Raw genomic sequence first — 21,908 nt, 5'->3', positions numbered from 1 at the left:
CCGGACGCGCCGGCGCGGCCCGCGCCGTTCAGTTCAGTTCAGCTCGACGCGGCGAATTTCGCCGACGACGAACAGGTAGCAGATCACGGCGACGAGCGCGTGCGCGACGACATACACGAGCGCGCCGTTGAACGAGCCGCTGCGGTCGACGATATAGCCGATCGCGATCGGCGTCGTGATGCTGGAAAGATTGCCGCAGGTATTGAGCAGCGCGCCGCTCAGGCCGGCGATCTGGCGCGGCGCGGTGTCGGCGTTGACGGCCCAGCCGAGCGCGCCGAGGCCCTTGCCGAAGAACGACAGCGCCATGAACAGCACGACGAGCACGTGCGAGTCGGTGTAGTTGCATACGATCATCGACATCGACAGCAGCATGCCGATCACGATCGGCACCTTGCGCGCGACCGACAGCGACCGGCCCTGCTTGAGCAGCCCGTCGGACACGATGCCGCCGAGAATCCCGCCGAGGAACCCGCACACGGCCGGGATCGACGCGACCAGCCCCGCGTTGAGGATCGACATCCCGCGCGCCTGCACGAGATAGACGGGAAACCACGTGATGAAGAAGTAGGTGAGCGCGTTGATGCAGTACTGCGCGACGTACACGCCGACGAGCATCCGGTTCCTGAGCAGCGCCTTCACGTGACGCATCGACGGGCCGCCGTCGCGCGCGCCGGTCGCCTGGTCGATGTTGACGAGCGCACCGCCTTCGGCGAGGTAGTCGAGCTCCGCATCGTTGACGCGCGGGTGCGCCTTCGGGTCGTACATCGTGCGATTCCACACCAGCACGAACGCGAAGCCGAGCATGCCCATCACCGCGAACACCGACTGCCAGCCGAATGCATGCACGAGCCAGCCCATCAGCGGCGCGAACACGACAGTCGCCGCGTACTGCGCGGCGTTGAAGATCGCCGATGCGGTGCCGCGTTCGGCGGCCGGGAACCAGGTGGACACGATCCGGCTGTTGGCCGGGAACGACGGCGCCTCGGCCGCACCGACCAGGAAGCGCAGCCCGAACAGCAGCGCGAACGCGGCCGCCCCGCTGAAGAAGCCGATGCCGCCCTGCAGCAGCGTGAACAGGGACCAGAAGAAGATGCTGAACGCATAGACGATGCGCGACCCGAAGCGGTCGAGCAGCCAGCCGCCCGGCAGTTGCGCGATCACGTACGACCAGCCGAACGCCGAGAAGATGAAGCCCATCTGCACATGGCTCAGGTGCATGGCGCGAGCGAGCGCCGGGCCTGCGATCGCGATCGCCGCGCGATCCGCATAGTTGATCGTCGTGACCGCGAACAGCACGGTCAGCACGAGCCAGCGCACGCGGGTGCGCCGGGCCGTTGCCGACACGGATGCCGGCAATGCGTGAAGCGGATTCATGACTGTCTCCTCCGAAGGGCGGAAGGTGCCGTCGTGCGGCGGCGCGTCGAGTGCGCGCGTTTTTTCGTGGTGGTATTGCCGGCCGGAGACCGGATGTCGATGCCCCCAGACGGGGCGTCCGGATCATTCTGTCATGGCGAAAATTGCACTTTCATGCCAATTGCTGACTTAATCGATTCAGGAATTGAATCGATCGGTCGCGCGTATATTTTTTACCCGGATAATATTGACAATCAATTTATACCCGGATAAAAATAGCGCCATTCTGATTCCAGCCTGCGGGCGACCACGATGACACTCTCCACGCTCCTTCCTTCGTACACGGCCTTCGACGGCCACCGGCGGCTCGTGTCGGGTCCGCTCGCGACGGTCGCGCTTGCGCTCCGTCAGGCTGCCGACGACGCAACGCCCGGCACGATCCTGATCTTCAACGACGCGACCGGCCGCTCGATCGACCTCGACCTGCGCGGCACGGCGGACGAGATCCGCGCGCGATACGCGGCGACGCCAGCCGATGCGTCCGCACCCGCCGGCGAGCCGTCCGGCGCCGGCGAACCGCGCGGCCGCGGCCGCCCGAAGCTCGGCGTCGTGTCGCGCGAAGTCACGCTGCTGCCGCGTCACTGGGACTGGCTCGCCGCGCAGCCGGGCGGCGCGTCGGTGGCGCTGCGCAAGCTCGTCGAGGACGCGCGGCGCACGCATGCGGCGGCCGACCGGCACCGCGACGCGCAGGCGCGCGCCTATCACTTCATGTCGGCGATGGCGGGCGACCTGCCCGGTTTCGAGGAAGCCGCGCGTGCGCTGTATGCGAACGATCTCGCGCGACTGGCCGAACTGATCGCCGGCTGGCCGGACGACGTGCGCGACCATGCGCTCGCGCTGGCGCGCGGCGATCTGCCGCCCGTCGCCGAAGTCTGTTGAAGGAGCGCCGACGCGATGACCGTATTCGACCTGAACCGCGGCGCGACCGCGCCGGTCGCCGACGAAGTCGACATCGTCGACCTGCGCGTGACGGGCGCCATTCCGCCAGAACTCCACGGCACGCTGCTGCGCAACGGCCCGAATCCGCCGGGCGGCCGCTTCGACGGGAGCGACGTACTATCGTGGTGGCCGGAAGCGGCGATGCTGCACGCGATCGCATTCGAAAACGGCCGCGCGGCCGGCTACCGGAACCGCTGGGCGCGCACGCGGCGCTGGGCCGCCGTGCATGCACCCGCGCACGCGCCGCACCTGTCCGACACCAATCCGAACGTGAACGTGCTGCAGCACGCAGGCGAATTGCTGGCGCTGGCCGAAGGCGGCGCACCGCTCGCGATCACGGCCGCGCTCGACACGCTCGGCGCACCCGCGCGGCACGCGGCACTCGGCGGCGCGATGACCGCGCATCCGAAGGTCGATCCGGTGACGGGCGAGCTGATCCTGTTTCGCGCAGACTGGCGCGAACCGTGGCTGCGCTACGGTGTCGTCGATGCGCAGGGCGTGCCGCGCGTCGATCTCGAGATCGAGCTGAGCGCGCCGTCGATGATGCACGACCTCGCGATCACCGAAACCCGCAGCCTGCTGTTCGACCTGAATGTCGGCTACGACTTCGCGATGCTGAAGCAGGGGCACCGGATGCCGCTGCGCTGGCACGACGACCGCGACGCACGGATCGGCGTGATCCCGCGCCACGGCGGCGACGTGCGCTGGTTCGGCATCGAGCCGTGCTTCATCCAGCACGTCGTGAACGCGTACGACTGCGACGCGTCGTGCATCGTGCTCGACGCGGTGCGCTATCCGTCGTTCCTGCGGCTCGACGCGCGCACCGGCCGCTTCGCCGACAACCCGGTCGGCGAGCTGTGGCGCTACGTGCTCGATACGGCGAACGGGCTGATCGACGAAGGGCCGCTCGCCGAGGGCGGCATCGAGCTGCCGCGCATCAACGAAAGCCGGACCGGGCGCCGCTACCGCTATCTGTATGCGGTCGAGCAGCCGAACAACGCGGAAATGCGCGGCGTGATGCGCTTCGATCACGCGCGCGGCACGACGATGCACTACGCGGTGCCGGCCGGCGACCAGAACGGCGAGCCGGTGTTCGTGCCGCGCCCGGGCCGTACCGACGAGGACGACGGCTGGCTGTTGGTGATCGTCTATCGCGCGGCGACGGATACGAGCGACGTCGTGATCCTCGATGCGCGCGCGATCGATGCGGAGCCGGTCGCGACGGTGCATCTGCCGCGCCGCGTGCCCGCCGGCTTCCACGGCGCGTGGCTGCCGCGCGAGCACCGGGTGTGACCGGCCGCGCGCGTCACCGCGCGCGCAGCGCGTCGACGATGTTCAGCCGCGCGGCGCGCATCGCCGGCAGGAACCCGCCGACGAGGCCCATCACCAGCGAGAACACGAGCGTCTTCACGACGATCGCGGGCGTCAGCACGAAACGGAACGACAGGTCGGAAAAGGTCTGGAAGTTGGTCGTCGAGAACGACGCGAACTCCATCAGCGACGCGCACGCGAGCCCCGCGACGCCGCCGACGAAGCCGAGCAGCAGCGCTTCCAGCAGGAACGCGGCGAGCACGTTCATGCGCTTGAAGCCGAGCGCGCGCAGCGTGCCGATCTCGGCGGTGCGGTTCGCGACCGATGCGTACATCGTGATCATCGCGCCGATCATCGCGGCGATCGAGAAGATCGTCGACAGCGTGATGCCGAGGATGTTGATGAACCTCGACAGCGCCTTCGACTGGTCGCCGTAGAAAGTCTGTTCGCGCTTTGCCTCGTCGGTCAGCCGCGGGTCGACGTCGATGTCGGCCTTGAAGCGCGCGAAGCCGTCGGCGCTCGGGATGCGCAGCACCATCGACGAGTAGCTCGTGCGCCGGAACGACTGCATCAGCTGGTCGACGTCGCCCCAGATCTCCGAATCGAAGCCGCTGCCGCCGGCGTCGAACACGCCGACCACGGTCCAGTCGCGCTGCGCGAAATGCAGGCTGTCGCCGAGCTGCGTGCCGCTGAAGCCTTTCGCGATCGCGCTGCCGACGACGATCTCCGCCGAACCCGGCGCGAACGTGCGGCCGGCCACGAGCTTCACGTGCGGCCGCAGCGCGAGGCCGGCCGGCGACACGCCGCGGATCACGACGTTCGACGGCTTGCCGGTCGACGTCTTCACGAGCGAGATCAGCACGACGGCTTCCTTCGACACCCGCGGCCGGCCGTCGGGACTGAGCGCGACGGCCGGATGCATCTCGAGCGCGTTGGCCTGCTGGTGATCGATCGAACTCTGGATCTCGGTTTCGGCGCCCTTGCGGATCACCACGGCGTTGTCGGGTTCGCCGGTCGACACGAGCGTCTTCGTGAGCCCCGCATCGAGCATCTGCACCGTCGCGAACACGAAGATCACGAGCGCCATCCCGCCTGCGGTGAGCGCGGTGGTGAGCCGCCGGGTCCACAGGTTGCGCGCGATGTAGGTCAACGGAATCGCCATGAGCTCGCCTAGCCGATCGCCCGCAGGCCTTCGACCACGCGCACGCGCGCGGCCTGCCACGCCGGCACGAGCGCGGCCGCGACGCCGACCGCGATCGAGCATGCGGCCTGCAGCGCCATCGTCTCGGTCGATACCTTGAATACCGGGAAGATGCCGCCCGCGGCCTGCTTGAAGAGGCTCGCGGCCGGCGGCGTCGCGAGTATCCCGAGGCCGCCGCCGGCCACCGCGATCACCACCGATTCGCCGAACACGATCAGCGCGAGAAAGCCGGGGCCGAAGCCGAGCGCCTTCAGCGTCGCGTATTCGGCGGTCCGTTCGCGCGCGCTCATCGCCATCGCGTTCGCCATCACGGCCATGATGATCAGGATCACCACGTACGACACGACGCGGATCGCCGCGATGATCTGGTTCGACATCGCGACGAAGCCGAGCTGGAATGCCTGCTCGGTCTCGGTCAGCGTTTCGGCGAGCGAGTTCTTGAATACCGCGTCGACGTTGCGCGCGATCGCGGCACCGTCGTCCGGATTCGCGACGCCGAGCACGAACACGCCGACCTGATCGGCCTGCTTCGGCGTGCGCTTGCGCACCGTCTCGTTCAGGTAGTCCCAGTGGAACACGAGCTGGCGCGTGATCGTCGAATCGTCGCGGCCGTCGAGAATGCCGCGCACGACGAAGTCCCACGTGCCCGGATAGATCGTGCCCTTCAGCGGAATCACGTCGCCGATCTTGAAGCCGAACTGCGTCGCGAGCTGGCGACCGACCAGGCAGCCGCGGCGGTCGCGGTCGTAGTCGGCGCGCTGCTGCGTGGGCAGGATGAATTCCGGATACAGGTCGAGATAGTTTTCCGATACCGCGAAGCTCGCGAAGAAGTTCTTCGGGTCGCGGTACACGCCGCCGAACCAGTTCGAGCGAACCACGGCCGTCACGCTGTCGACGCCGCGGATCCGGTTCTCGTAGCTGACCGGCAGCGGGAACACGAGCGAGATCGCGTTGCGCGTGACGAGCCGGCCGCTCGACGCGGCGGCCGCGCCCGCGTACCACGCGTCAACCACCGTGTGCAGCAGCCCGAACGCCAGCACCGCGATGGTCAGCCCGAGCACGGTCAAGAGCGTGCGCAGCCGGTGCCGCAACGCATTGCGCGCGATCAGCTTCAGCACGTACATCGCGTGCGCTCCCGCCGGTCAGACGGCGTGCCCATCGATCAGCTCCCCTTTTTCCAGATGCACGAGCGACTGCGCGGCGGCCGCCGCGTGCGCATCGTGGGTCACCATGATGATCGTCTTGCCGAGCTCGGCGTTCATCCGTTGCAGCATCGAGAGCACGTCGCTGGCCGACGCGCGGTCGAGGTCGCCGGTCGGCTCGTCGGCGACGATCAGCACCGGATCGGTGATCAGCGCGCGCGCGATCGCGACGCGCTGCTGCTGGCCGCCCGACAGCTCGGACGGGTAATGACTGGTCCGGTCGCCGAGGTTCACCATGTCGAGCACCAGCTCGACGCGCTCGCGCCGTTCGCGGCGCGACAGGTGCGTGAGCATCAGCGGCAGCTCGACGTTCTCGAACGCGGTGAGCACGGGCATCAGGTTGTAGAACTGGAAGATGAAGCCGACGTTCGCCGCGCGCCATTCGGCCAGCTGCGCCTCCTCGAGCCGCGAGATGTCGAGGCCGCCCACGCGCAGCTCGCCGCTGTCGGGCCGGTCGATGCCGGCGACGAGATTGAGCAGCGTGCTCTTGCCGGAACCCGACGGCCCCATCAGCGCGACGAAGTCGCCTTCGCCGATGTCGAGCGTGATGTCGGTGAGTACCGGCACGACCTGGTTGCCGCGCCGGTACGACTTCGCGACGTGGCTGATCTCGACGAGGGGAGGCGGGGCGTCGTTCACGCGCGCCACGCTACTTCTTCGCGACGGTCACTTTCGCGCCGTCCTTCAGCTTCGCGCCCGGCGCGAGCACGACCGTGTCGCCGGGCTTCACGCCGCGGATCGCGACGAGTTCGCCGATCCGCGTGCCGGCTGTCACCGTCGTTGCGTGCACGGTGTCGTCCTTCACGACGAACACGACCGGCCGGCTGTCGCGCTCGACCACGGCGCTTGCCTGCACGGCCGTCATCGGCTGCCGGTCCTGCGTCGACGCGGGCTTCGACAGGAACGCGATCTTCGCGCTCATGTCGGGCAGCACCCGCTCGTCGCGATCGACGAAGCGCACCTTCACGAGCACCGTCGCCTTCGAGCGGTCGACGGTCGGCACGATGCGCGACACGCGGCCCGCGAAGCGCATGTCGGGCAGCGCGTCGAGCTGGATCTCGCACGGCTGCTCCGCGCGGATCTTCGCGATGTTCGATTCCGCGACGTCGGCCTCGACCTCGAGCGTGTCCATGTCGGCGATCGTCACGACGGCGCCCTTGCTGTCCGACGCCGACGAGAACGGCGTGATGTTGTCGCCGACGTTCGCGTGCTTCGCGAGCACGATGCCGTCGAACGGCGCGCGGATCACCGTCTGGTCGACCGCCACCTGCGCGGCCTGCGCGTTCGCTTCGGCGGACGCGATCGCGGCCTGGTCGCTGCCGAGCGTCGCGCGCGCCTTGTTCGCGCGCGCCGTGTCGGTGTCGAGCTGGGCGGCCGGCACCGCGCCCTTCGGCGCGAGCACGGCGCTGCGGCGCAGCGCGATCTGCGCGTCCTTCAGTTCAGCCTGCGCGACGCCGAGGTTCGCGCGGGAGACCAGCACCTGCGCGCGGGCCTGCGCCAGCGAGGCTTCCACGTCGCGGCTTTCGAGCCGCGCGATGATCTCGCCCTTCTTCACGCGCGTGCCTTCGAGCACGCCGAGCCATTCGACGCGCCCCTGGCCCTTCGACGCGACCGCGGCCTTGCGCTGCGGCACGACGTAGCCGGTCGCATTGAGCTGGGTGTCGTTCTGGTACGGGTACGCGGACGTGACGGAGGTCGTGTCGACCGTCGGCCGGCCGGTGAGCGCGAGCGCGGCGACGATTGCGAGGATCACGAGCACGGCGGCGAGCGCATAGCGGACCCACCGGCGCCGGCGAGGCGCGGGCGCGAGCGGACGCCGGTCGATTTTCAGTTTGTCCAGATTGTGGTCGGGCAATTGGGCGCCTCGCTGCGGCGGCGGTATCGTGACCGGCCGCGATCCGGTTGGGACGGAAGGACGCCAGTATAGCGTCGCCGCGGTGGGCGCGAGAGCCGGTTTGCCGGACGATTGACGCCGGTCGCGGCGTCGCGTCGAGCGGCCCGCAAGCCCGTGCCTCCGGGAAAACCCGAGGGTTGCGGCCAACGTGTCAACGCGCGGTGCGGGCGGTGCGTTATGGACCGAGTGCGTCAGTATTTGCCGAGGCGAAGAGGCGAGAGCCGACCCGCCCGGCGGCGACCGCCAACCCGGCGCGACTGATGTCCCGATGCGGATGCCTCGCATCGCTTACCGGTACGTTTGACTTTTTTCTCCGCTAAAGGAAGAACAATGAAGAAGACGCTCGCTTCGATCATGACCGCAGCATTCGCTCTCGCATCGGTTTCGGCATTCGCACAGGAGACGGCTTCGGCGCCGGTAGGCGCCGCGACGGCTCCCGCCTCGGCACCGATGAAGAAGGATCACAGCAAGCCGAAGCACGCACTGAAGCAGCACGGTTCGGCAAAGGGCAAGGCGAAGGCCGCAGCCGCTTCGGCAGCCGGCACGAACGACGCAGGCGCAGCAAACTAAGCACGCTTCGTCGGGGCCGGCCCAGCCGGCCGCCCGTCGAGAAACCCCGCACGCTCCGGCCTGCGGGGTTTTTTTTCAGCCGTCCGCCGCATCCGCTGCGTCCGCCGCCCCGGGCGGCAGCGCGCGCATCGCGTCGACCACCGCGCGCATGCGCCGCCAGTGCGACCCTTCCCAGAACACGCGCCGGCACACGTCGCACGCGGCAAAGCGCCGGTGCCGCTGGCGGACGCCGGCCGGCACGCGCGGCGCGGCGTCGGCCGCATCGAGCGCGTGCAGCGGCGCGTTGCAGCGCAGGCACAGCCGGAACGGCCGCATGTGCGGCGCGAGGTCGAGCCGCGCGAACAGCTCGTGCAACTGTGCGTCCGGCTGCTGCGCGTGCAGGTAGCAGCCGCGTACGACCGCGCGGCGCTTCAGCAGCTCGCGGTCGCGGGTTAGCACGATCCGGTCTTCCCGTGCGGCGAGCGCGACGAGTTCGTCGTCGCGGTAGTGGTTGTCGTAGCAGGTGTCGAAGCCGGCGAGGCGCAGCAATTGCGCGAGGCCGCCGAGATGCGCGTCGGCGATGAAGCGCCAGCGCTCCGGTTGCGGCGGCGGCGATTCGGTGGCCGGCCGCGCGCGCTCCGGGTGGATGTCGACACGGTCGCCGTCGCCAAGCGGCCGGTCGAGCGCGGCCGGCGCGCCGTTCACGCAGAGCCGGCCGATTTCCGTATGCGGGACGCCGAGCGCCTCGACCGCGTGCTTGACCGTCGCATCGCGCGCAAACGCGTGCGCGAACGCGCGCTCGCGCTGCGCGCGCGCGAGAAACGCGTTCAGTTCGCCGTGGAAGCGGAAGGTCGCGGTCGCCATGCGCGCAGTATCGCACCGCGCGCGGCCGGTGGCGGGGGCTGCAGGCCGCCGCCATCTGTGTTTAACTCCCCGCTTCACGGGTCGAAGGAGCGGGAAATGGATCTTGGATTTATCGGACTGGGCGAAATGGGGCAGGCGATCGCGACGAACCTGCTGAAGGCCGGGCACGCCGTGCGGGTCTGGAACCGGTCGCGCGAGCGCGCCGAGCCGCTCGCCGCGTTGGGCGCGCGGATCGTCGATACCCCGGCCGATGCGTTTCGCGGCGATGCCGTGTTTTCGATGCTCGCCGACGATGCGGCCGCGCGCGAAGTATTCGACGACGCGCTGCTCGCCGACGCGCCGCGCGGCCTGATCCACGTGAACATGGCGACGGTGTCGGTCGCGCTCGCCGAATCGCTCGCGCACGCCCACGCGTCGCGCGGCCTCCAGTACGTCGCCGCGCCCGTGATGGGGCGCCCGGACGTCGCGGCCGCCGCACGCCTGACGATCATGGCCGGCGGCCCGGCCGAGGCGATCGACCGCGTGCAGCCGCTGTTCGACGCGATCGGCCAGAAGACCTGGCGGTTCGGCTCGCTGCCGCAGCATGCGAACGTCGCGAAGATCGCGGCGAACTTCACGCTTGCGTCGGCGATCGAGACGCTCGGCGAGGCGTCCGCGCTGCTCGGCGCGCACGGCGTCGCGATGCGCGATTTCCTCGACGTGATCACGAACAGCGTGTTTCCGGGGCCCGTCTACGAAGGCTACGGCGGGATGATCGCCGAGCGCAGCTACGAACCCGCACGTTTCAAGGCGCGCCTCGGGCTGAAGGACGTGCGCCTCGCGCTGCAGGCCGGCGACGCGGTGTCGGTGCCGCTGCCGGTGGCGAGCGTCGTGCGCGACAGCCTGCTCGACGCGCTCGCGCACGGCGGCGGCGAACAGGACTTCGCGGTGCTCGGCGAAGTCGCGCTGCGCCGCGCGGGCCGCTGAGCTGACGCGCGACAGCAACGCCGCGCGCACGGCATAATCGACATTTCGTTTCTCTTTCGGTCGGGGCGGTCATGAATCTGCATACGTGGTGGCTTTTCGTGGCGACGGTGTTCGTCGTGTCGGCGATTCCGGGCCCGAACATGCTGCTCGTGATGACGCACGGCGCGCGGCACGGGCTGCGCCGCTCGTCGTCGACGATGGCCGGCTGCCTGAGCGCGCTGGTGCTGATGCTGGCGGTGTCCGCGGCGGGGCTCGGGGCGGTTCTCGAGGCGTGGCCGGCGATGTTCGATGGATTGCGCCTCGCGGGCGCGGCCTATCTGATCTATCTCGGCGTGAAGGCGTGGCGCGCACGCGTCGACGACGCGCCGGCCGGCGACGTCGACGCAGTTTCGCAGGGCGCGTCGGCATCGCGCTGGGCGCTGTTCCGCAATGGTTTCCTGGTCGCGGGCAGCAACCCGAAGGCAATCCTGTTCGCGGCCGCGCTGCTGCCGCAGTTCATCAATGCCGCCGACCCGACGCTGCCGCAATTCGGCATCCTCGTCGTCACGTTCGCGGTGATCGAGGTGAGCTGGTATCTCGTCTATGCGTCGTTCGGCACGCGCATCGGCGCGACGCTGAAGAGCCAGAGCGTCGCGAAGGTCTTCAACCGGCTGACGGGCGGCATCTTCGTCGGCTTCGGCGCGATGATGGCGCTGGTTCGTCACTGATTTCGGCCACGCGGCCCGCCGCACGCCCCGCACCTCGTCAGAGGGCGGGGCGTGTTCACATCCGGGGCCGCGTCACGCGCGCGACCGCACGGTGACGCCGCTGCGGCGGCGGCCGCGCACGCGAACGCGAGCGGGCTGCCGGGCCGCCTGACGCGGCCGTTTGCGCTGCTGCGCGACGCGCTGGCAGACGTGCGCGACAGGGAAAACAGGAAGGGGTCGGAGTCGAACTAGCGATCTAGAGTGCGCATTCGAGGGAAAATCCTGATTTTCTCGACGGAAATGTTGCAATGCGGAAATCGATTCGCTATAGTTACACCTGTCTCCTCCATGTCTCCTCTGATATGGATTCAGCCCGCCTCTTAGGCGGGCTTTTTTTTGCCCGCGATTTTGCCGCGGGCCATCCATTCGTCCGTTCCTCCTTCGTCCCTTCCCCGTCGCCGGCGTCAGAACTTGTAGCTCATCCCGACATAGCTGATGATCGGATCGGCCTTCAGGTCCGATTTCGACTCGGAGAGCACCGTGCCGTCGGCCGCCTTGATCGTCACCGTCGACGTCGTCTTCAGCGGGATGTAGGTCACCGACGCGACCAGCCCGAAATGCTCGGTGATGTTGTACTGCAGGCCTGCGTTGAACACCGGCTGCCATGACGACGACGCCTTCGCCTCCACCGAGGTCGTACCCGGCTTGCCCGCGCCCGCCGCGAGAATCGCGCCGAGGTTGTCCTGCGTCTGCTTGATGAAGTTCGTGTTGAGCTGCAGGTCGCTGAACCAGTTGTACGACACGCCGAGGCCGAGGAACGGCCGGAACTTCGCGTTCGCCTGTGCGAAGTAGTACTGCAGGATCACAGCCGGGCTCCACTGCCGCACGCTCTTCACGATCGGGTTCACCGAGCCGAGCCCGATGTTCTGCGTGCCGAGCGCGCCGGCCGGGCCCGGCGGCCGGATCGTCCCCTGGCCCGATACCTTGAACACCGGCGGTACGCCGGCCACCGACGTGACCGCGATGTGATCGGTCAGGAAGTGACTGACCGTCAGGCCGACGGTATCCGCGCCGCTCGTGCGCAGCCCGGTGCCCTGCGACGTGAACGACGGCGGCAGCCGCAGCGGCGTGTTGATCGGCGTCGGCGCGACGTTGGTCGTCATCGGCGTGCTGCTCTGCTGCGGCATCACGTGGAACCAGCCCAGCGTGACGACGTTGCTGCCGGCGCTCTGCGCGTGCGCCGCGAGCGGCGCCACGGCGGCGGCGCCGGCCGCCGCGCAGAGAAGGGTCTTCTTCATCACGGCTTGCCTCCGCTTACTGGACGAACGCGCCGATCGTGAAATACGGCGTCGAACCCGCGTTGTCGAGGAAACCGAACACGCCACCCGTGAAGATGAACTTGCCGGTCGGCGACGTGCTGCCCGAACCCGTATGGATCGTCGTGACCGTGCCCGGCACCTTCTGCGTGTAGTCCAGGTCGAGCGGAGTCGCGAGCGAGGCCTGCGACGGCTGGAACGGATCGAGCAGCGTGGCCTGGTTGTTGATCAGCGCGGTGGTCCGGTAGTCGAACCGGCTGTCGACGCCGACGTACTCGCCGTTCTGCGAGCCGGCCGCGATCGCGGTCTGCGGCGCGAGGATCGAGATGCTCGATTCGTCGTCGGCGGTCAGCCCCGGCACGCCGTTGCTGTCGGGCGTCGGGTTCGGGTTCGCGACACCCGTGCGCACGAGGATCGGCACCAGCTGGTTGCGCAGCTTGCCGACGATCATGAAGCCGTTGCCCTGCGGCGTCGCCGACAGTGTCGGCTTCAGCTGGCTCGCGTAGTTGTTCGTCTGGAACGCGCCGCTGCCGTCGGCCGACTGCACGAAGTTCGTGCCCTGCTGCGTGCACGCGCCGCCGGCGAACTGGCCGGTCGAATCGCACTTGGTCCACGTGCCGTCGGCGTTGATCGTCACCTTCGCGTCGATCGACGCCGGCGCGAAGTTCTGCGACGGCACTTCGCCGAAGCCGACGTGGCTGTATGTGCCCGCGACCTTCGTGATGTCGGTTTCGATCGACGAGAAGCCGATGAACGGGTAGTACGGGAATTTCGTGTCTGGCACGGCAGCCTGGCCGAGCACGCCGGAGAACTGGATTTCCTTGCCGGGGATCGTGCCGCCCGCGACGCCGAAGCCGACGAAGATGCGCGCCGGACGCGACGCATCGAGGCTCGCACCATTCAGGCGGAACGCGCACTGGTTCAGCTTGTTGGTCGGCAGCATCGTTTCCTGCGTGAGCGTGCCGCTGTCGACGGTGCCCGCGCGGGTCGGCGTGACGGTGCCGGTCGTTCGCGGAACCGGCGATTCGACATAGGTGACCTGCCAGGTCATCTTGGTCGTGTCGAGCTGCACCTTGGCCAGTTCGCCGCTGCCGGCGCCGCCCGTGTAGACGGTGTTGTAGTCGAGCGACGCGGGGCAGAGCCGTTCTTCGACGAGCGGGGGCGGATTGTCGCTGCCGCCGCCGCAGGCGGAAAGAAGGGGGGCGGCAAAGGCCGCCGCCACAACGAGGTTGCGCTTCATGTTGCTCCTCCAGATTTGTCTTGTCCGGCGGCCAGTTCCCTGTCGACCGCTTCTATTGCTTGTGCTCGTGCTGCCCGCGCCGTGCCGTGCGCCGTCGCTTCGTGCCTTCCCTGCATCCCGCGGCGGCGAACCGGCCGCCGCCGCGTCCGCGATCGTTACTTGCTGATCTGCGCACCCACGCCGAAGTACGGTGTCGACGACGTGCTCGAGTTCGCCGACGTCGGCGTGACGCCGCCGTTCACCGTGCCCTGGATCAGTGCCGCGTACAGCCCGCCCGTCGCGATCACCACGCCTGTTGCGGACGGGTAGCTCGCCCCGCTCGGCGGCTTCGTCGTCGCGTTCAGCAGGCCGGCCGTCGTCTGGCCGTAGTCGAGCGTGAAGCCGTCCTCTTCAGCCTGCGTGGTCGGGTTGATGAACGACGCGTTGCTGCCACGGATCAGGGCGGCCGTGTACTTGAAGTTCGAGTCCGCCCCCGCGTAGCCGCCGTCGATCGCGCCCGACTGGATCGCACTCGCCGCGCCGAGCACAGCGATGCCCGATTCGTCGTCGACCTTCGCATCGGTATGCAGCGCGAGGTCGGTGCCCAGATAGACGGAGCCCGTGCGGACCACCACCGGGACGGTCGCGCCGTTGAGCTGGCCGATGACCATGTGCGCGGTCGCCGACTTGCCGGTCGCGCCGATCAGCGGCAGTTGCGTCTGCGGCAGGATCTGCGGTGCCTTCGCGCTGTCGAGATAGCCGCCGTTCGCGGTGTTGACGGTCCACGGATCGCCGGTCGTCTGGCAGCCGCCCGCACTCGTCGACGTACACGCGCCATTCGCATCGAACGTCTCGCTCGAATTCGTGCCCTTCGTCGCGTAGTTGCCCGACGGCACGAGGTGGTAGAGCAGCGCGTTGTACGTGCCCGGCAGCTTCGTGAGGTCGGTCGTCGTGTTCGCGAAGCCGAGGAACGGATAGAAGTCGAAGTGGCGGTTCGGCACCTGGCCGACGTTCTTGAAGACCGGGAGGCCGACCACGCTGATCGTCAGCCCGTCGTACTGCACCGTCGCGCCCGGAATCCCGCCGCCCGCGACACCCATGCCGACCAGCAGCATCGGCGGATTCGCATGGTTGAAATCGGCGGCCGTCGAATAGGTCGAGCCGTCCGGAGCCTTGCCCGAACCCGGCGTGAGGACGAACGCGCAGCGCGTCTGCTCCGCGGTCGGCAGCGTGCCGGTCGGCGGATGGATGACCTTGCCGGCGATCGTGGTGCCGGCGCGGGTCGGCGTGACCGTGCCGGTCGCGAGCGGAATCGGCGATTCGAGCCACTTCAGCGTGTAGGTCATCGCGACCGCGTCGATGTTGACGCTGACGATCTCGCCGCTACCGGCGCCACCGAGGTACGTGCTCTTCACGATGTCGGCATCGGCCGGGCACAGCGAGCCGTTGACGGGCTGCGACGGCGGCGGCCCTTGCGTGCCGCAGTTCGATCCGGAACATTGAGGGGCGTTGATCGGCGCGGGCGAGCCGCCGTCCCCTCCACCACAGGCAATCAGGAAAGGTGCGATGGCAAAGGCCGTTGCCACCCCCTTCGATAAGGCGTGCGACATGCCGCTGTCTCCAATCGTTTAATTGTGCGAGCTAATGTCGCTGCCCGGATTTTTGCTGTCAATTGATGAACTCGTCTAAAAAAGGCGATTTAAACAAAGCCAGCGTTAGGAATCCTTGCAGGATGGTGATTTCAGTAAGAATTAAAACGCGCGGAGGGCGCTAGAGTGCCGCTGAAGTTGGGCGATTGCCACGCGCGGCCGGCCCTCTGAGCCTTCACGCGTATAGCGGCACTGTTTAAAGCGATGGAATCCGGTTTATCCCTATTCGGGATTGACAGGAGAAAGCGGGGGGAATTAATTCACCGGTAATCGCGCAATGGAAAGCTTGTAAATATTTGTAAATGCGCGAACCGGATTTTATATATTGCTTGGCGCGGATAAATAAAAAGCCGGCCAGCGGCCGGCTTTGCATCGCATGCAAGCGGGATCAGCGCGTGAGGCCCGCATCCTCGGCGGCGCCGATGTTCAGGTTCATGCACTGGATCGCGGCGCCCGATGCGCCCTTGCCGAGGTTGTCGAGGCGCGCGACCGTGACGAAGCGCTCTTCGTTGCCGAACACGAACAGGTCGACGCGGTTCGTGTCGTTGTTCGCCTGCACGTCGAAGAAGCCGCTGTCGAGATTCGCGTCCGCGTTGAACGGCGCGACGCGCACGAACGGTTCGTCCGCGTAGTACTCGGCGAACACGCGCTGCACGTCTTGCGGCGTCGCGCGTTTCGCCAGCTGTTCGGGCGTGAAGTAGGTCGTCACGGCAAGGCCCTTCAGGAACGGCCCGACGATCGGCGTGAAGATCGGCGCGTGCGCGAGGCCCGTGTGTGCGGCCATTTCCGGCAGGTGCTTGTGCGCCAGCGCGAGCGCATACGGACGCGGGCTCGCGAGCTTGCCGCCCGGCGCCGCGCTTTCGTAGTCGGCGATCATCGACTTGCCGCCGCCGCTGTAGCCGGTGATCGAGTAGCTGTGCGCGGCGAAGGTCGGTGCGACGATGCCCGCGTCGACGAGCGGACGCATCGCGAGCACGAAGGCCGAAGCGTGGCAGCCGGGCACCGCGATGCGCTTCGACGTGCGAATCTTCTCGCGCTGCGCGCGGGTCAGCTCCGGCAGGCCGTACGCCCAGTCGGCGCTCGTGCGGAACGCGGTGCTCGCGTCGATCAGCGTCGTGTCCGGGTTCTCGACCAGCGATGCCGATTCGCGCGACGCGACGTCCGGCAGGCACAGGAACGTGACGTCCGACGCGTTGATCAGGCGGCGGCGCTCGTCGACGTCCTTGCGCTTCGCGTCATCGATGCGCAGGATCTCGATGTCGTTGCGCGCCGACAGGTATTCGAAGATCTTGAGGCCCGTCGTACCTTCCTGGCCGTCGACAAAAACTTTGGTGCTCATTTCGTTCTCGCTGAATGAAACGGGAGCCGCGGCGCCCTGAAACCGCCATTTTAAGACGTCATCCGGCGGACCTGCACCGCACGGGGCGAAAAAAGACGGCCCGCGGGCCGTCTTGCGTCCCTTTCACGCGCCTGCGCCGCGTCGCTCCGCGCCAGCGGCGCGAGCGGGCGGGCGCCCGGGCGCGTTCAGCGGCCGCCGGCCAGCCAGCGGGTCGCCGCTTCGGCGACGCGCGCGCCGAACGCCTTCGCGGTCTCGAGGTCGCCGGGCAGCGGGCCCTCGTCGGGCGTAGCGTCCGCCGGCGACTGCGCGAGCAGGCCCGTGAAGCCGCCGACGTAGTTGATGTCGTTGCGCGTGGCCGCCTTCGAGTTGGCCGGCATCATGCCCGTGCCGACCCATACCATCCCATGTTGCATCGCCAGCGTGACGAAATACTGAATCGTCGAGAACTTGTCGCCGTTCATCGTCGCGGAGTTCGTGAAGCCCGCGGCGATCTTGTCCTTCCACTTCTGCGTGAACCACGGTTTCGACGTGGCATCGGCGAACTGCTTGAACTGCGCGGACGGGCCGCCCATGTAGGTCGGCGCGCCGAAGACGATCGCGTCCGCCGCGTCGAGCGCGGCCCAGCCCGCGTCGTCGAGTTCGCCGACGGCGATCAGGCGTGCGGTGGCGCCGGCATCCTGCGCGCCCGCATGGACGGCTTCGGCCAGTTTCTGCGTGTGACCGTAGCCGCTGTGATAGACGATGACGATGTTCGACATGAAGCGTTCTCCGGAAGGGGACGAAAGGGCAGGCGCCGCGGCCTGCCGCGCCACGCGCCGCGTGGGCGGCGCGACCGATGCGCGGCGGGATGCCGCGAGCGGCGCAGCCGAGTCTAGCAAGCCGAAATGACGGGAGAAGAGCGCGCGTCGCGCACACGGGATTTCGCAGGCGCGGGCCATCGCGACGCCGGCCGTGCGGCCGCGCGTGACCGCTTACTGCCCGTAATTGACCGTGAGCCGGGCGGTGCCGATCGTCAGCGTGCCGATCTCGTGCTCGAACATCGGGGCGGGGCGGCCTTGAGCGACGCGCAGGTCCGTGCCCTTCAGCGCATAGACGGTGATCACGTAGCGGTGCGGCTTGCCGGGAGGCGGGCACGGGCCGCCGTAGCCGTCGATCCCGAAGTCGTTGCGCGCCTCGCTCGCGCCGATGCGCCGCAGGAAGCCCGACGCGCTCGCATCGGCCGGCACGCCCGTGACGCTCGCCGGGATGCCGGCGACGGCCCAGTGCCACCAGCCGTGCCCCGGCGCATCGGGATCGAAGATCGTGATCGCGTAGCTGCGCGTGCCGGGCGGCGGATTGCGCCAGTTGAGCTGCGGCGAACGGTTCTCGCCCTTGCAGTCGCCGCGGTCGAACACGTTCGCGGCGCGCACGCGGCCGCCGGGCGTCAGCTCGTCGCTCGACACGGTGAACGGGCCTTCCGCCCGCGTGGGCAGGGCGGCGAACGCAATGCAAGCGGCAGCGCAGAGAAGGGCGACGATGAACGCAGACGGACGACCCGGGCACGCAGGCGAAGTGATCCGGCGATCCACACGCATATGGCGCTTCTCCCGTCACGTGAACCGGATCGATGCTCCCGGCATTGTTGGCGTTGTACGTTGCCTGCGCAGCTGATGGCGGCGATGGATCAAGTCTAGCATTAGGGTTGGATGAGCGATGCACGCCGTTGCCCGGAGTCGGGAGCGGCCTGATGCGGATCGACGGACGAAAAAAAACCGCTCGCGATCAGGCGAGCGGCTTTTTCAGCCAGGGTGCCGGCCTGCGTGCCGGCGCGGCATCATTCCTTCGGAGCCGTGGCACCGCCGTGCGCGGCCGACCACTCGGCCGGCGCGTGCAGGAACTTCTCGACTTCGTCGAGCGTCTTGGTCTCGAAGTAGCCCGACGCCTTCGCGACGCGCAGCACGTCCCACCAGGTCGCCAGCGCGTGCAGGTCGACGTCGATGTCCTTCAGGACCGACACGCTTTCCTTGAAGATGTTGTAGTGGAACAGCACGAAGCAGTGGTTCACCGTCGCGCCCGCGGTGCGCAGCGCGTTGACGAAGTTGATCTTGCTGCGGCTGTCGGTCGTCAGGTCTTCCACCAGCAGCACGCGCGAGCCTTCTTCCAGATGACCCTCGATCTGCGCGTTGCGGCCGAAACCCTTCGGCTTCTTGCGCACGTACTGCATCGGCACCATCATGCGGTCCGCGAGCCATGCCGCGAACGGGATGCCGGCCGTCTCGCCGCCCGCCACCGAGTCGATCTGCTCGAAGCCGACGTCGCGCATGATCGTCGTTTCCGCCATTTCCATCAGCGCACGACGCACACGCGGATACGAGATCAGCTTGCGGCAGTCGATGTAGACGGGGCTTGCCCAGCCGGACGTGAAGATGAACGGTTTTTCGGCGTTGAAGTGCACCGCCTGCACTTCGAGCAGGATTTTGGCGGTCGTATCCGAGATCGACTGACGATCGTAGCCTGTCATGGGCATTCCTTGGGTGATGAGCGAAGAGCGGGCGCGGGCCCGGTGGCGCAGCAAGGGGAACCTGCCCGAGGGGCCGGGGTGCGATCGGCGGGCCAATCGCATCGCTGCGCGCGTAGCCGGCTATTTTACCCGATTCAGGCCGGTTTTCGGCGGAACTCGCGCAGGTTCGGCGCGCCGCTCACCACCGGCGAAACAAACGGGGCGCGATCACCCGGATGCCGATGCCAGCGATGCGGCGGTGCACCAACCTAGGTCATTTAGGGGGTGTACACTAGGCGACCCTTAGAAATCGTTCAGTACTTTGTACTTCCTCTTGCCACCCGCCAAGGTTCGGTGGCGTGCCGACCCGGTGCGTCGCGAGCCGTCTCGCAGTCGACCATCCCCTCGATCCAGGCAGACGCGGCTCAAGGTGCTGTGTGCTGAACCGTCAAAATCTCGCATGTCTCTCGCAGGTCAATCATGGACGAACAACTGAAGCAGGCCGCTCTCGCTTATCACCAGAATCCGAAACCCGGCAAGATTTCGGTCACCCCGACGAAGCCGCTGTCGAACCAGCTCGATCTGTCGCTTGCCTATTCGCCGGGCGTCGCCGCCGCGTGCGAGGCGATCCACGCCGATCCGCTCGACGCGCAGAAGTACACGTCGCGCGGCAACCTCGTCGGCGTCATCACGAACGGCACCGCCGTGCTCGGCCTCGGCAACATCGGCCCGCTCGCCGCGAAGCCGGTGATGGAAGGCAAGGGCTGCCTCTTCAAGAAATTCGCGGGCATCGACGTGTTCGACATCGAACTGTCGGAGTCCGACCCCGACAAGCTCGTCGAGGCGATCGCGATGCTCGAGCCGACGCTCGGCGGCATCAACCTCGAGGACATCAAGGCGCCGGAATGCTTCTACATCGAGCAGAAGCTGCGCGAGCGCATGAAGATCCCGGTCTTCCACGACGACCAGCACGGCACTGCGATCATCGCGTCGGCCGCGATCCTGAACGGCCTGAAGGTCGTCGGCAAGAAGCTCGCCGAAGTGAAGCTCGTGTGCTCGGGCGCGGGCGCGGCGGCGATCGCGTGTCTGGACCTGCTCGTGAACCTCGGCCTGACGAAGTCGAACATCCTCGTCGCCGACTCGAAGGGCGTGATCTACGAAGGGCGCGGCAACCTCGATCCGTCGAAGCAGCGCTATGCGGCCACCACCGACGCGCGCACGCTCGCCGACGCGATCGTCGGCGCGGACGTGTTCCTCGGCTGCTCGAGCGCGGGCGTGCTGAAGCAGGCCATGGTCAAGACGATGGGCGACCGGCCGCTGATCCTGGCGCTCGCGAACCCGGAACCGGAAATCCGCCCGGAAGACGCGAAGGCGGTGCGCCCGGACGCCATCGTCGCGACCGGCCGTTCGGACTACCCGAACCAGGTCAACAACGTGCTGTGCTTCCCGTTCATCTTCCGCGGCGCGCTCGACGTCGGCGCGACGACGATCACGGAAGAAATGAAGCTCGCGTGTGTGCGCGCGATCGCCGAACTGGCCGAGGAAACCGACCAGAGCGAGGAAGTCGCGAAGGCGTATGAAGGCCACTCGCTCGAATTCGGGCCGGAATACCTGATCCCGAAGCCGTTCGACCCGCGCCTGATCATCAAGATCGCGCCGGCCGTCGCGCAAGCCGCGATGGATTCGGGCGTCGCCACGCGCCCGATCCAGGACATGGACGCGTACCGCGAGCAGCTCGGCGCGACCGTCTATCGCACCGGCATGGTGATGCGTCCGGTGTTCGCGACCGCGAAGAAGCAGCAGGCGCGCATCGTGTTCGCCGAGGGCGAGGACGAGCGCGTGCTGCGCGCCGCGCAGTTCGTGCTGCTGGAAAAGATCGCGAAGCCGATCATCGTCGGCCGTCCGTCGGTCGTCGAGATGCGCCTGCAGAAGATCGGCTCGAAGCTGAAGGCCGGCGTCGATTTCGAGATCGTGAATCCGGAAGACGACACGCGCTACCACCGCTACTGGCAGGCGTACCACGAGATCGGCGCGCGCGACGGCGTCACGCCGGAAGTCGCGAAGGCCGCGCTGCGCAAGTTCAACACGCTGATCGGCGCGATGCTCGTGCATCTGGGCGATGCGGACGGGATGATCTGCGGGATGATCGACACGTACCACACGCACCTGAAATTCATCGAGCAGGTGCTTGGCCGTGCGAACGGCGCCGAGCACTACGCGGCGATGAACCTGCTGATGCTGCCGGGCCGCAACCTGTTCCTGTGCGACACGTACGTGAACGAAGTGCCGAGCGCGGAACAGCTCGCCGACATGACGATCCAGGCAGCCGCCGAGATCGAGCGCTTCGGCATCACGCCGAAGGCCGCGCTGCTGTCGAACTCGAACTTCGGCAGCGCGCCGTCGTCGTCGTCGCGCCGGATGGCGGAAGCCCGCAAGCTGATCAGCGAGCGCGCACCGAACCTCGAAGTCGACGGTGAAATGCACGGCGACGCGGCGTTGTCCGAAGCGGTCCGCAAGGCCGCGTTCCCGGGCACGACGCTGTCGGGCGAAGCGAACCTGCTGATCATGCCGAACGTCGAAGCGGCGAACATCGCGTACAACCTGCTGAAGATGGTCGGCGGCGAAGGCGTGACGGTCGGCCCGTTCCTGCTCGGCGCGGCGAAGCCGGTCCACATCCTGACGCCGGCCGCGACGGTGCGCCGGATCATCAACATGACGGCGGTTGCCGCCGCGAACGCGAACACGAAGTAAGTTCGCGCCCGCGTGGGCCGCGCATCACGCGCGGCGCCATGAAAAACGCCACGGAACTTGCGTTCCGTGGCGTTTTTTTGTGTCCTGCGTGCCGCACGCGGCGGGCGTTCCGACCGCGAACGCCCGCCGC

19 protein-coding genes are annotated in these 21,908 nt (G+C 67.9%); 6 read left to right on the top strand and 13 right to left on the bottom strand.

All coding sequences use genetic code 11. The annotated features are described in order from the left end of the window. Positions 1 to 33: 33 nt before the first annotated feature. A complete protein-coding gene (locus SB786_RS08095) occupies positions 34 to 1,374 on the bottom strand; it encodes an MFS transporter (RefSeq protein ID WP_410727037.1) in 1,341 nt (446 codons plus the stop codon). A gap of 291 nt (positions 1,375 to 1,665) precedes the next feature. On the opposite strand from SB786_RS08095, the gene SB786_RS08090 reads away from it, so the two are divergent. Continuing rightward, the gene (locus SB786_RS08090) at positions 1,666 to 2,292 is read left to right on the top strand and encodes a DUF2239 family protein (RefSeq protein ID WP_410727036.1); all 627 of its coding nucleotides are present in this window, start codon (positions 1,666 to 1,668) and stop codon (positions 2,290 to 2,292) included. A gap of 15 nt (positions 2,293 to 2,307) precedes the next feature. Next, positions 2,308 to 3,645, top strand: a complete 1,338-nt coding sequence (locus SB786_RS08085; protein WP_410727035.1) for a carotenoid oxygenase family protein — start codon at positions 2,308 to 2,310, stop codon at positions 3,643 to 3,645. 13 nt (positions 3,646 to 3,658) lie between these two features. Here the strand turns inward: SB786_RS08085 and SB786_RS08080 are convergent, their stop codons facing one another. Genes SB786_RS08080 through SB786_RS08065 form a run of 4 tightly spaced genes read right to left on the bottom strand, consistent with a single transcriptional unit; the run spans position 3,659 to position 7,921 of the window. After that, positions 3,659 to 4,825: an ABC transporter permease gene (locus SB786_RS08080; protein WP_410727034.1), complete on the bottom strand. Its 1,167-nt coding sequence runs from the start codon at positions 4,823 to 4,825 to the stop codon at positions 3,659 to 3,661. An 8-nt stretch (positions 4,826 to 4,833) separates the two neighbouring features. Then, positions 4,834 to 5,988 (bottom strand): ABC transporter permease, encoded by a 1,155-nt coding sequence (locus SB786_RS08075; RefSeq protein ID WP_410727033.1) that lies wholly within the window; start codon positions 5,986 to 5,988, stop codon positions 4,834 to 4,836. An 18-nt stretch (positions 5,989 to 6,006) separates the two neighbouring features. After that, positions 6,007 to 6,705 (bottom strand): ABC transporter ATP-binding protein, encoded by a 699-nt coding sequence (locus SB786_RS08070; RefSeq protein WP_410727032.1) that lies wholly within the window; start codon positions 6,703 to 6,705, stop codon positions 6,007 to 6,009. Between the two features lie 10 nt (positions 6,706 to 6,715). Beyond that, positions 6,716 to 7,921, bottom strand: coding sequence for an efflux RND transporter periplasmic adaptor subunit (locus SB786_RS08065; RefSeq protein WP_410727031.1), 1,206 nt, complete (start codon positions 7,919 to 7,921; stop codon positions 6,716 to 6,718). Positions 7,922 to 8,290: 369 nt separating this feature from the next. Between SB786_RS08065 and SB786_RS08060 the strand changes: the two genes are divergently transcribed. Continuing rightward, positions 8,291 to 8,530, top strand: a complete 240-nt coding sequence (locus tag SB786_RS08060; RefSeq protein ID WP_006757901.1) for a hypothetical protein — start codon at positions 8,291 to 8,293, stop codon at positions 8,528 to 8,530. Between the two features lie 75 nt (positions 8,531 to 8,605). On the opposite strand, the gene SB786_RS08055 is transcribed toward SB786_RS08060, so the two are convergent. Next, positions 8,606 to 9,373: a Mut7-C RNAse domain-containing protein gene (locus tag SB786_RS08055; RefSeq protein ID WP_410727030.1), complete on the bottom strand. Its 768-nt coding sequence runs from the start codon at positions 9,371 to 9,373 to the stop codon at positions 8,606 to 8,608. On the opposite strand from SB786_RS08055, the gene SB786_RS08050 reads away from it, so the two are divergent. Together SB786_RS08050 and SB786_RS08045 are read left to right on the top strand one after the other, a co-directional pair. Then, complete coding sequence (locus tag SB786_RS08050; protein WP_410727029.1) at positions 9,263 to 10,339, top strand: NAD(P)-dependent oxidoreductase; 1,077 nt, start codon at positions 9,263 to 9,265, stop codon at positions 10,337 to 10,339. The two genes, SB786_RS08055 and SB786_RS08050, sit on opposite strands and share 111 nt — an antisense overlap. A gap of 71 nt (positions 10,340 to 10,410) precedes the next feature. Then, positions 10,411 to 11,046 (top strand): LysE family translocator, encoded by a 636-nt coding sequence (locus SB786_RS08045; protein WP_410727028.1) that lies wholly within the window; start codon positions 10,411 to 10,413, stop codon positions 11,044 to 11,046. A gap of 443 nt (positions 11,047 to 11,489) precedes the next feature. Here SB786_RS08045 and SB786_RS08040 read toward each other — a convergent pair whose 3' ends face one another. The 7 genes from SB786_RS08040 to SB786_RS08010 all read right to left on the bottom strand — a co-directional run bounded on the left by SB786_RS08040 (position 11,490) and on the right by SB786_RS08010 (position 19,048). Further along, positions 11,490 to 12,323 (bottom strand): OmpW/AlkL family protein, encoded by an 834-nt coding sequence (locus SB786_RS08040; protein WP_410727027.1) that lies wholly within the window; start codon positions 12,321 to 12,323, stop codon positions 11,490 to 11,492. Between the two features lie 16 nt (positions 12,324 to 12,339). Then, the gene (locus SB786_RS08035) at positions 12,340 to 13,581 is read right to left on the bottom strand and encodes a DUF2957 domain-containing protein (RefSeq protein WP_410727026.1); all 1,242 of its coding nucleotides are present in this window, start codon (positions 13,579 to 13,581) and stop codon (positions 12,340 to 12,342) included. 155 nt (positions 13,582 to 13,736) lie between these two features. Next, entirely contained in the window at positions 13,737 to 15,170 is a 1,434-nt protein-coding gene (locus tag SB786_RS08030) for a DUF2957 domain-containing protein (RefSeq protein WP_410727025.1), read from the bottom strand. A 427-nt stretch (positions 15,171 to 15,597) separates the two neighbouring features. Further along, positions 15,598 to 16,548: an N-acetyl-gamma-glutamyl-phosphate reductase gene (gene argC, locus SB786_RS08025; protein ID WP_410727024.1), complete on the bottom strand. Its 951-nt coding sequence runs from the start codon at positions 16,546 to 16,548 to the stop codon at positions 15,598 to 15,600. A 185-nt stretch (positions 16,549 to 16,733) separates the two neighbouring features. Beyond that, on the bottom strand, positions 16,734 to 17,306 hold the full coding sequence (locus SB786_RS08020) for a flavodoxin family protein (RefSeq protein WP_006757892.1): 573 nt from the start codon (positions 17,304 to 17,306) through the stop codon (positions 16,734 to 16,736). 213 nt (positions 17,307 to 17,519) lie between these two features. Next, positions 17,520 to 18,122, bottom strand: a complete 603-nt coding sequence (locus SB786_RS08015) for a YbhB/YbcL family Raf kinase inhibitor-like protein (protein WP_410727023.1) — start codon at positions 18,120 to 18,122, stop codon at positions 17,520 to 17,522. Positions 18,123 to 18,361: 239 nt separating this feature from the next. Beyond that, the gene (locus tag SB786_RS08010) at positions 18,362 to 19,048 is read right to left on the bottom strand and encodes an orotate phosphoribosyltransferase (protein WP_006752465.1); all 687 of its coding nucleotides are present in this window, start codon (positions 19,046 to 19,048) and stop codon (positions 18,362 to 18,364) included. A 459-nt stretch (positions 19,049 to 19,507) separates the two neighbouring features. Here SB786_RS08010 and SB786_RS08005 point away from each other — a divergent pair, with 459 nt between their 5' ends. Then, a complete protein-coding gene (locus SB786_RS08005) occupies positions 19,508 to 21,778 on the top strand; it encodes an NADP-dependent malic enzyme (RefSeq protein ID WP_410727022.1) in 2,271 nt (756 codons plus the stop codon). The last annotated feature ends 130 nt before the right edge of the window (positions 21,779 to 21,908 follow it).

The organism is Burkholderia sp. SIMBA_062, from assembly GCF_046534765.1.
In the GTDB taxonomy this organism is placed as follows: Bacteria; Pseudomonadota; Gammaproteobacteria; order Burkholderiales; family Burkholderiaceae; genus Burkholderia; species Burkholderia ambifaria.
Note: the sequence above shows the minus strand (reverse complement) of the source record. Positions and strands in the feature narration are given on the sequence as shown.

Bases quoted from the DNA above. Each gene is read 5' to 3' on its own strand.
- SB786_RS08095 (WP_410727037.1), bottom strand. From the start codon at position 1,374: ATGAATCCGCTTCACGCATTGCCGGCATCCGTGTCGGCAACGGCCCGG.
- SB786_RS08090 (WP_410727036.1), top strand. From the start codon at position 1,666: ATGACACTCTCCACGCTCCTTCCTTCGTACACGGCCTTCGACGGCCAC.
- SB786_RS08085 (WP_410727035.1), top strand. From the start codon at position 2,308: ATGACCGTATTCGACCTGAACCGCGGCGCGACCGCGCCGGTCGCCGAC.
- SB786_RS08080 (WP_410727034.1), bottom strand. From the start codon at position 4,825: ATGGCGATTCCGTTGACCTACATCGCGCGCAACCTGTGGACCCGGCGG.
- SB786_RS08075 (WP_410727033.1), bottom strand. From the start codon at position 5,988: ATGTACGTGCTGAAGCTGATCGCGCGCAATGCGTTGCGGCACCGGCTG.
- SB786_RS08060 (WP_006757901.1), top strand. From the start codon at position 8,291: ATGAAGAAGACGCTCGCTTCGATCATGACCGCAGCATTCGCTCTCGCA.
- SB786_RS08055 (WP_410727030.1), bottom strand. From the start codon at position 9,373: ATGGCGACCGCGACCTTCCGCTTCCACGGCGAACTGAACGCGTTTCTC.
- SB786_RS08045 (WP_410727028.1), top strand. From the start codon at position 10,411: ATGAATCTGCATACGTGGTGGCTTTTCGTGGCGACGGTGTTCGTCGTG.
- SB786_RS08040 (WP_410727027.1), bottom strand. From the start codon at position 12,323: ATGAAGAAGACCCTTCTCTGCGCGGCGGCCGGCGCCGCCGCCGTGGCG.
- SB786_RS08035 (WP_410727026.1), bottom strand. From the start codon at position 13,581: ATGAAGCGCAACCTCGTTGTGGCGGCGGCCTTTGCCGCCCCCCTTCTT.
- SB786_RS08030 (WP_410727025.1), bottom strand. From the start codon at position 15,170: ATGTCGCACGCCTTATCGAAGGGGGTGGCAACGGCCTTTGCCATCGCA.
- argC (WP_410727024.1), bottom strand. From the start codon at position 16,548: ATGAGCACCAAAGTTTTTGTCGACGGCCAGGAAGGTACGACGGGCCTC.
- SB786_RS08020 (WP_006757892.1), bottom strand. From the start codon at position 17,306: ATGTCGAACATCGTCATCGTCTATCACAGCGGCTACGGTCACACGCAG.
- SB786_RS08015 (WP_410727023.1), bottom strand. From the start codon at position 18,122: ATGCGTGTGGATCGCCGGATCACTTCGCCTGCGTGCCCGGGTCGTCCG.
- SB786_RS08010 (WP_006752465.1), bottom strand. From the start codon at position 19,048: ATGACAGGCTACGATCGTCAGTCGATCTCGGATACGACCGCCAAAATC.
- SB786_RS08005 (WP_410727022.1), top strand. From the start codon at position 19,508: ATGGACGAACAACTGAAGCAGGCCGCTCTCGCTTATCACCAGAATCCG.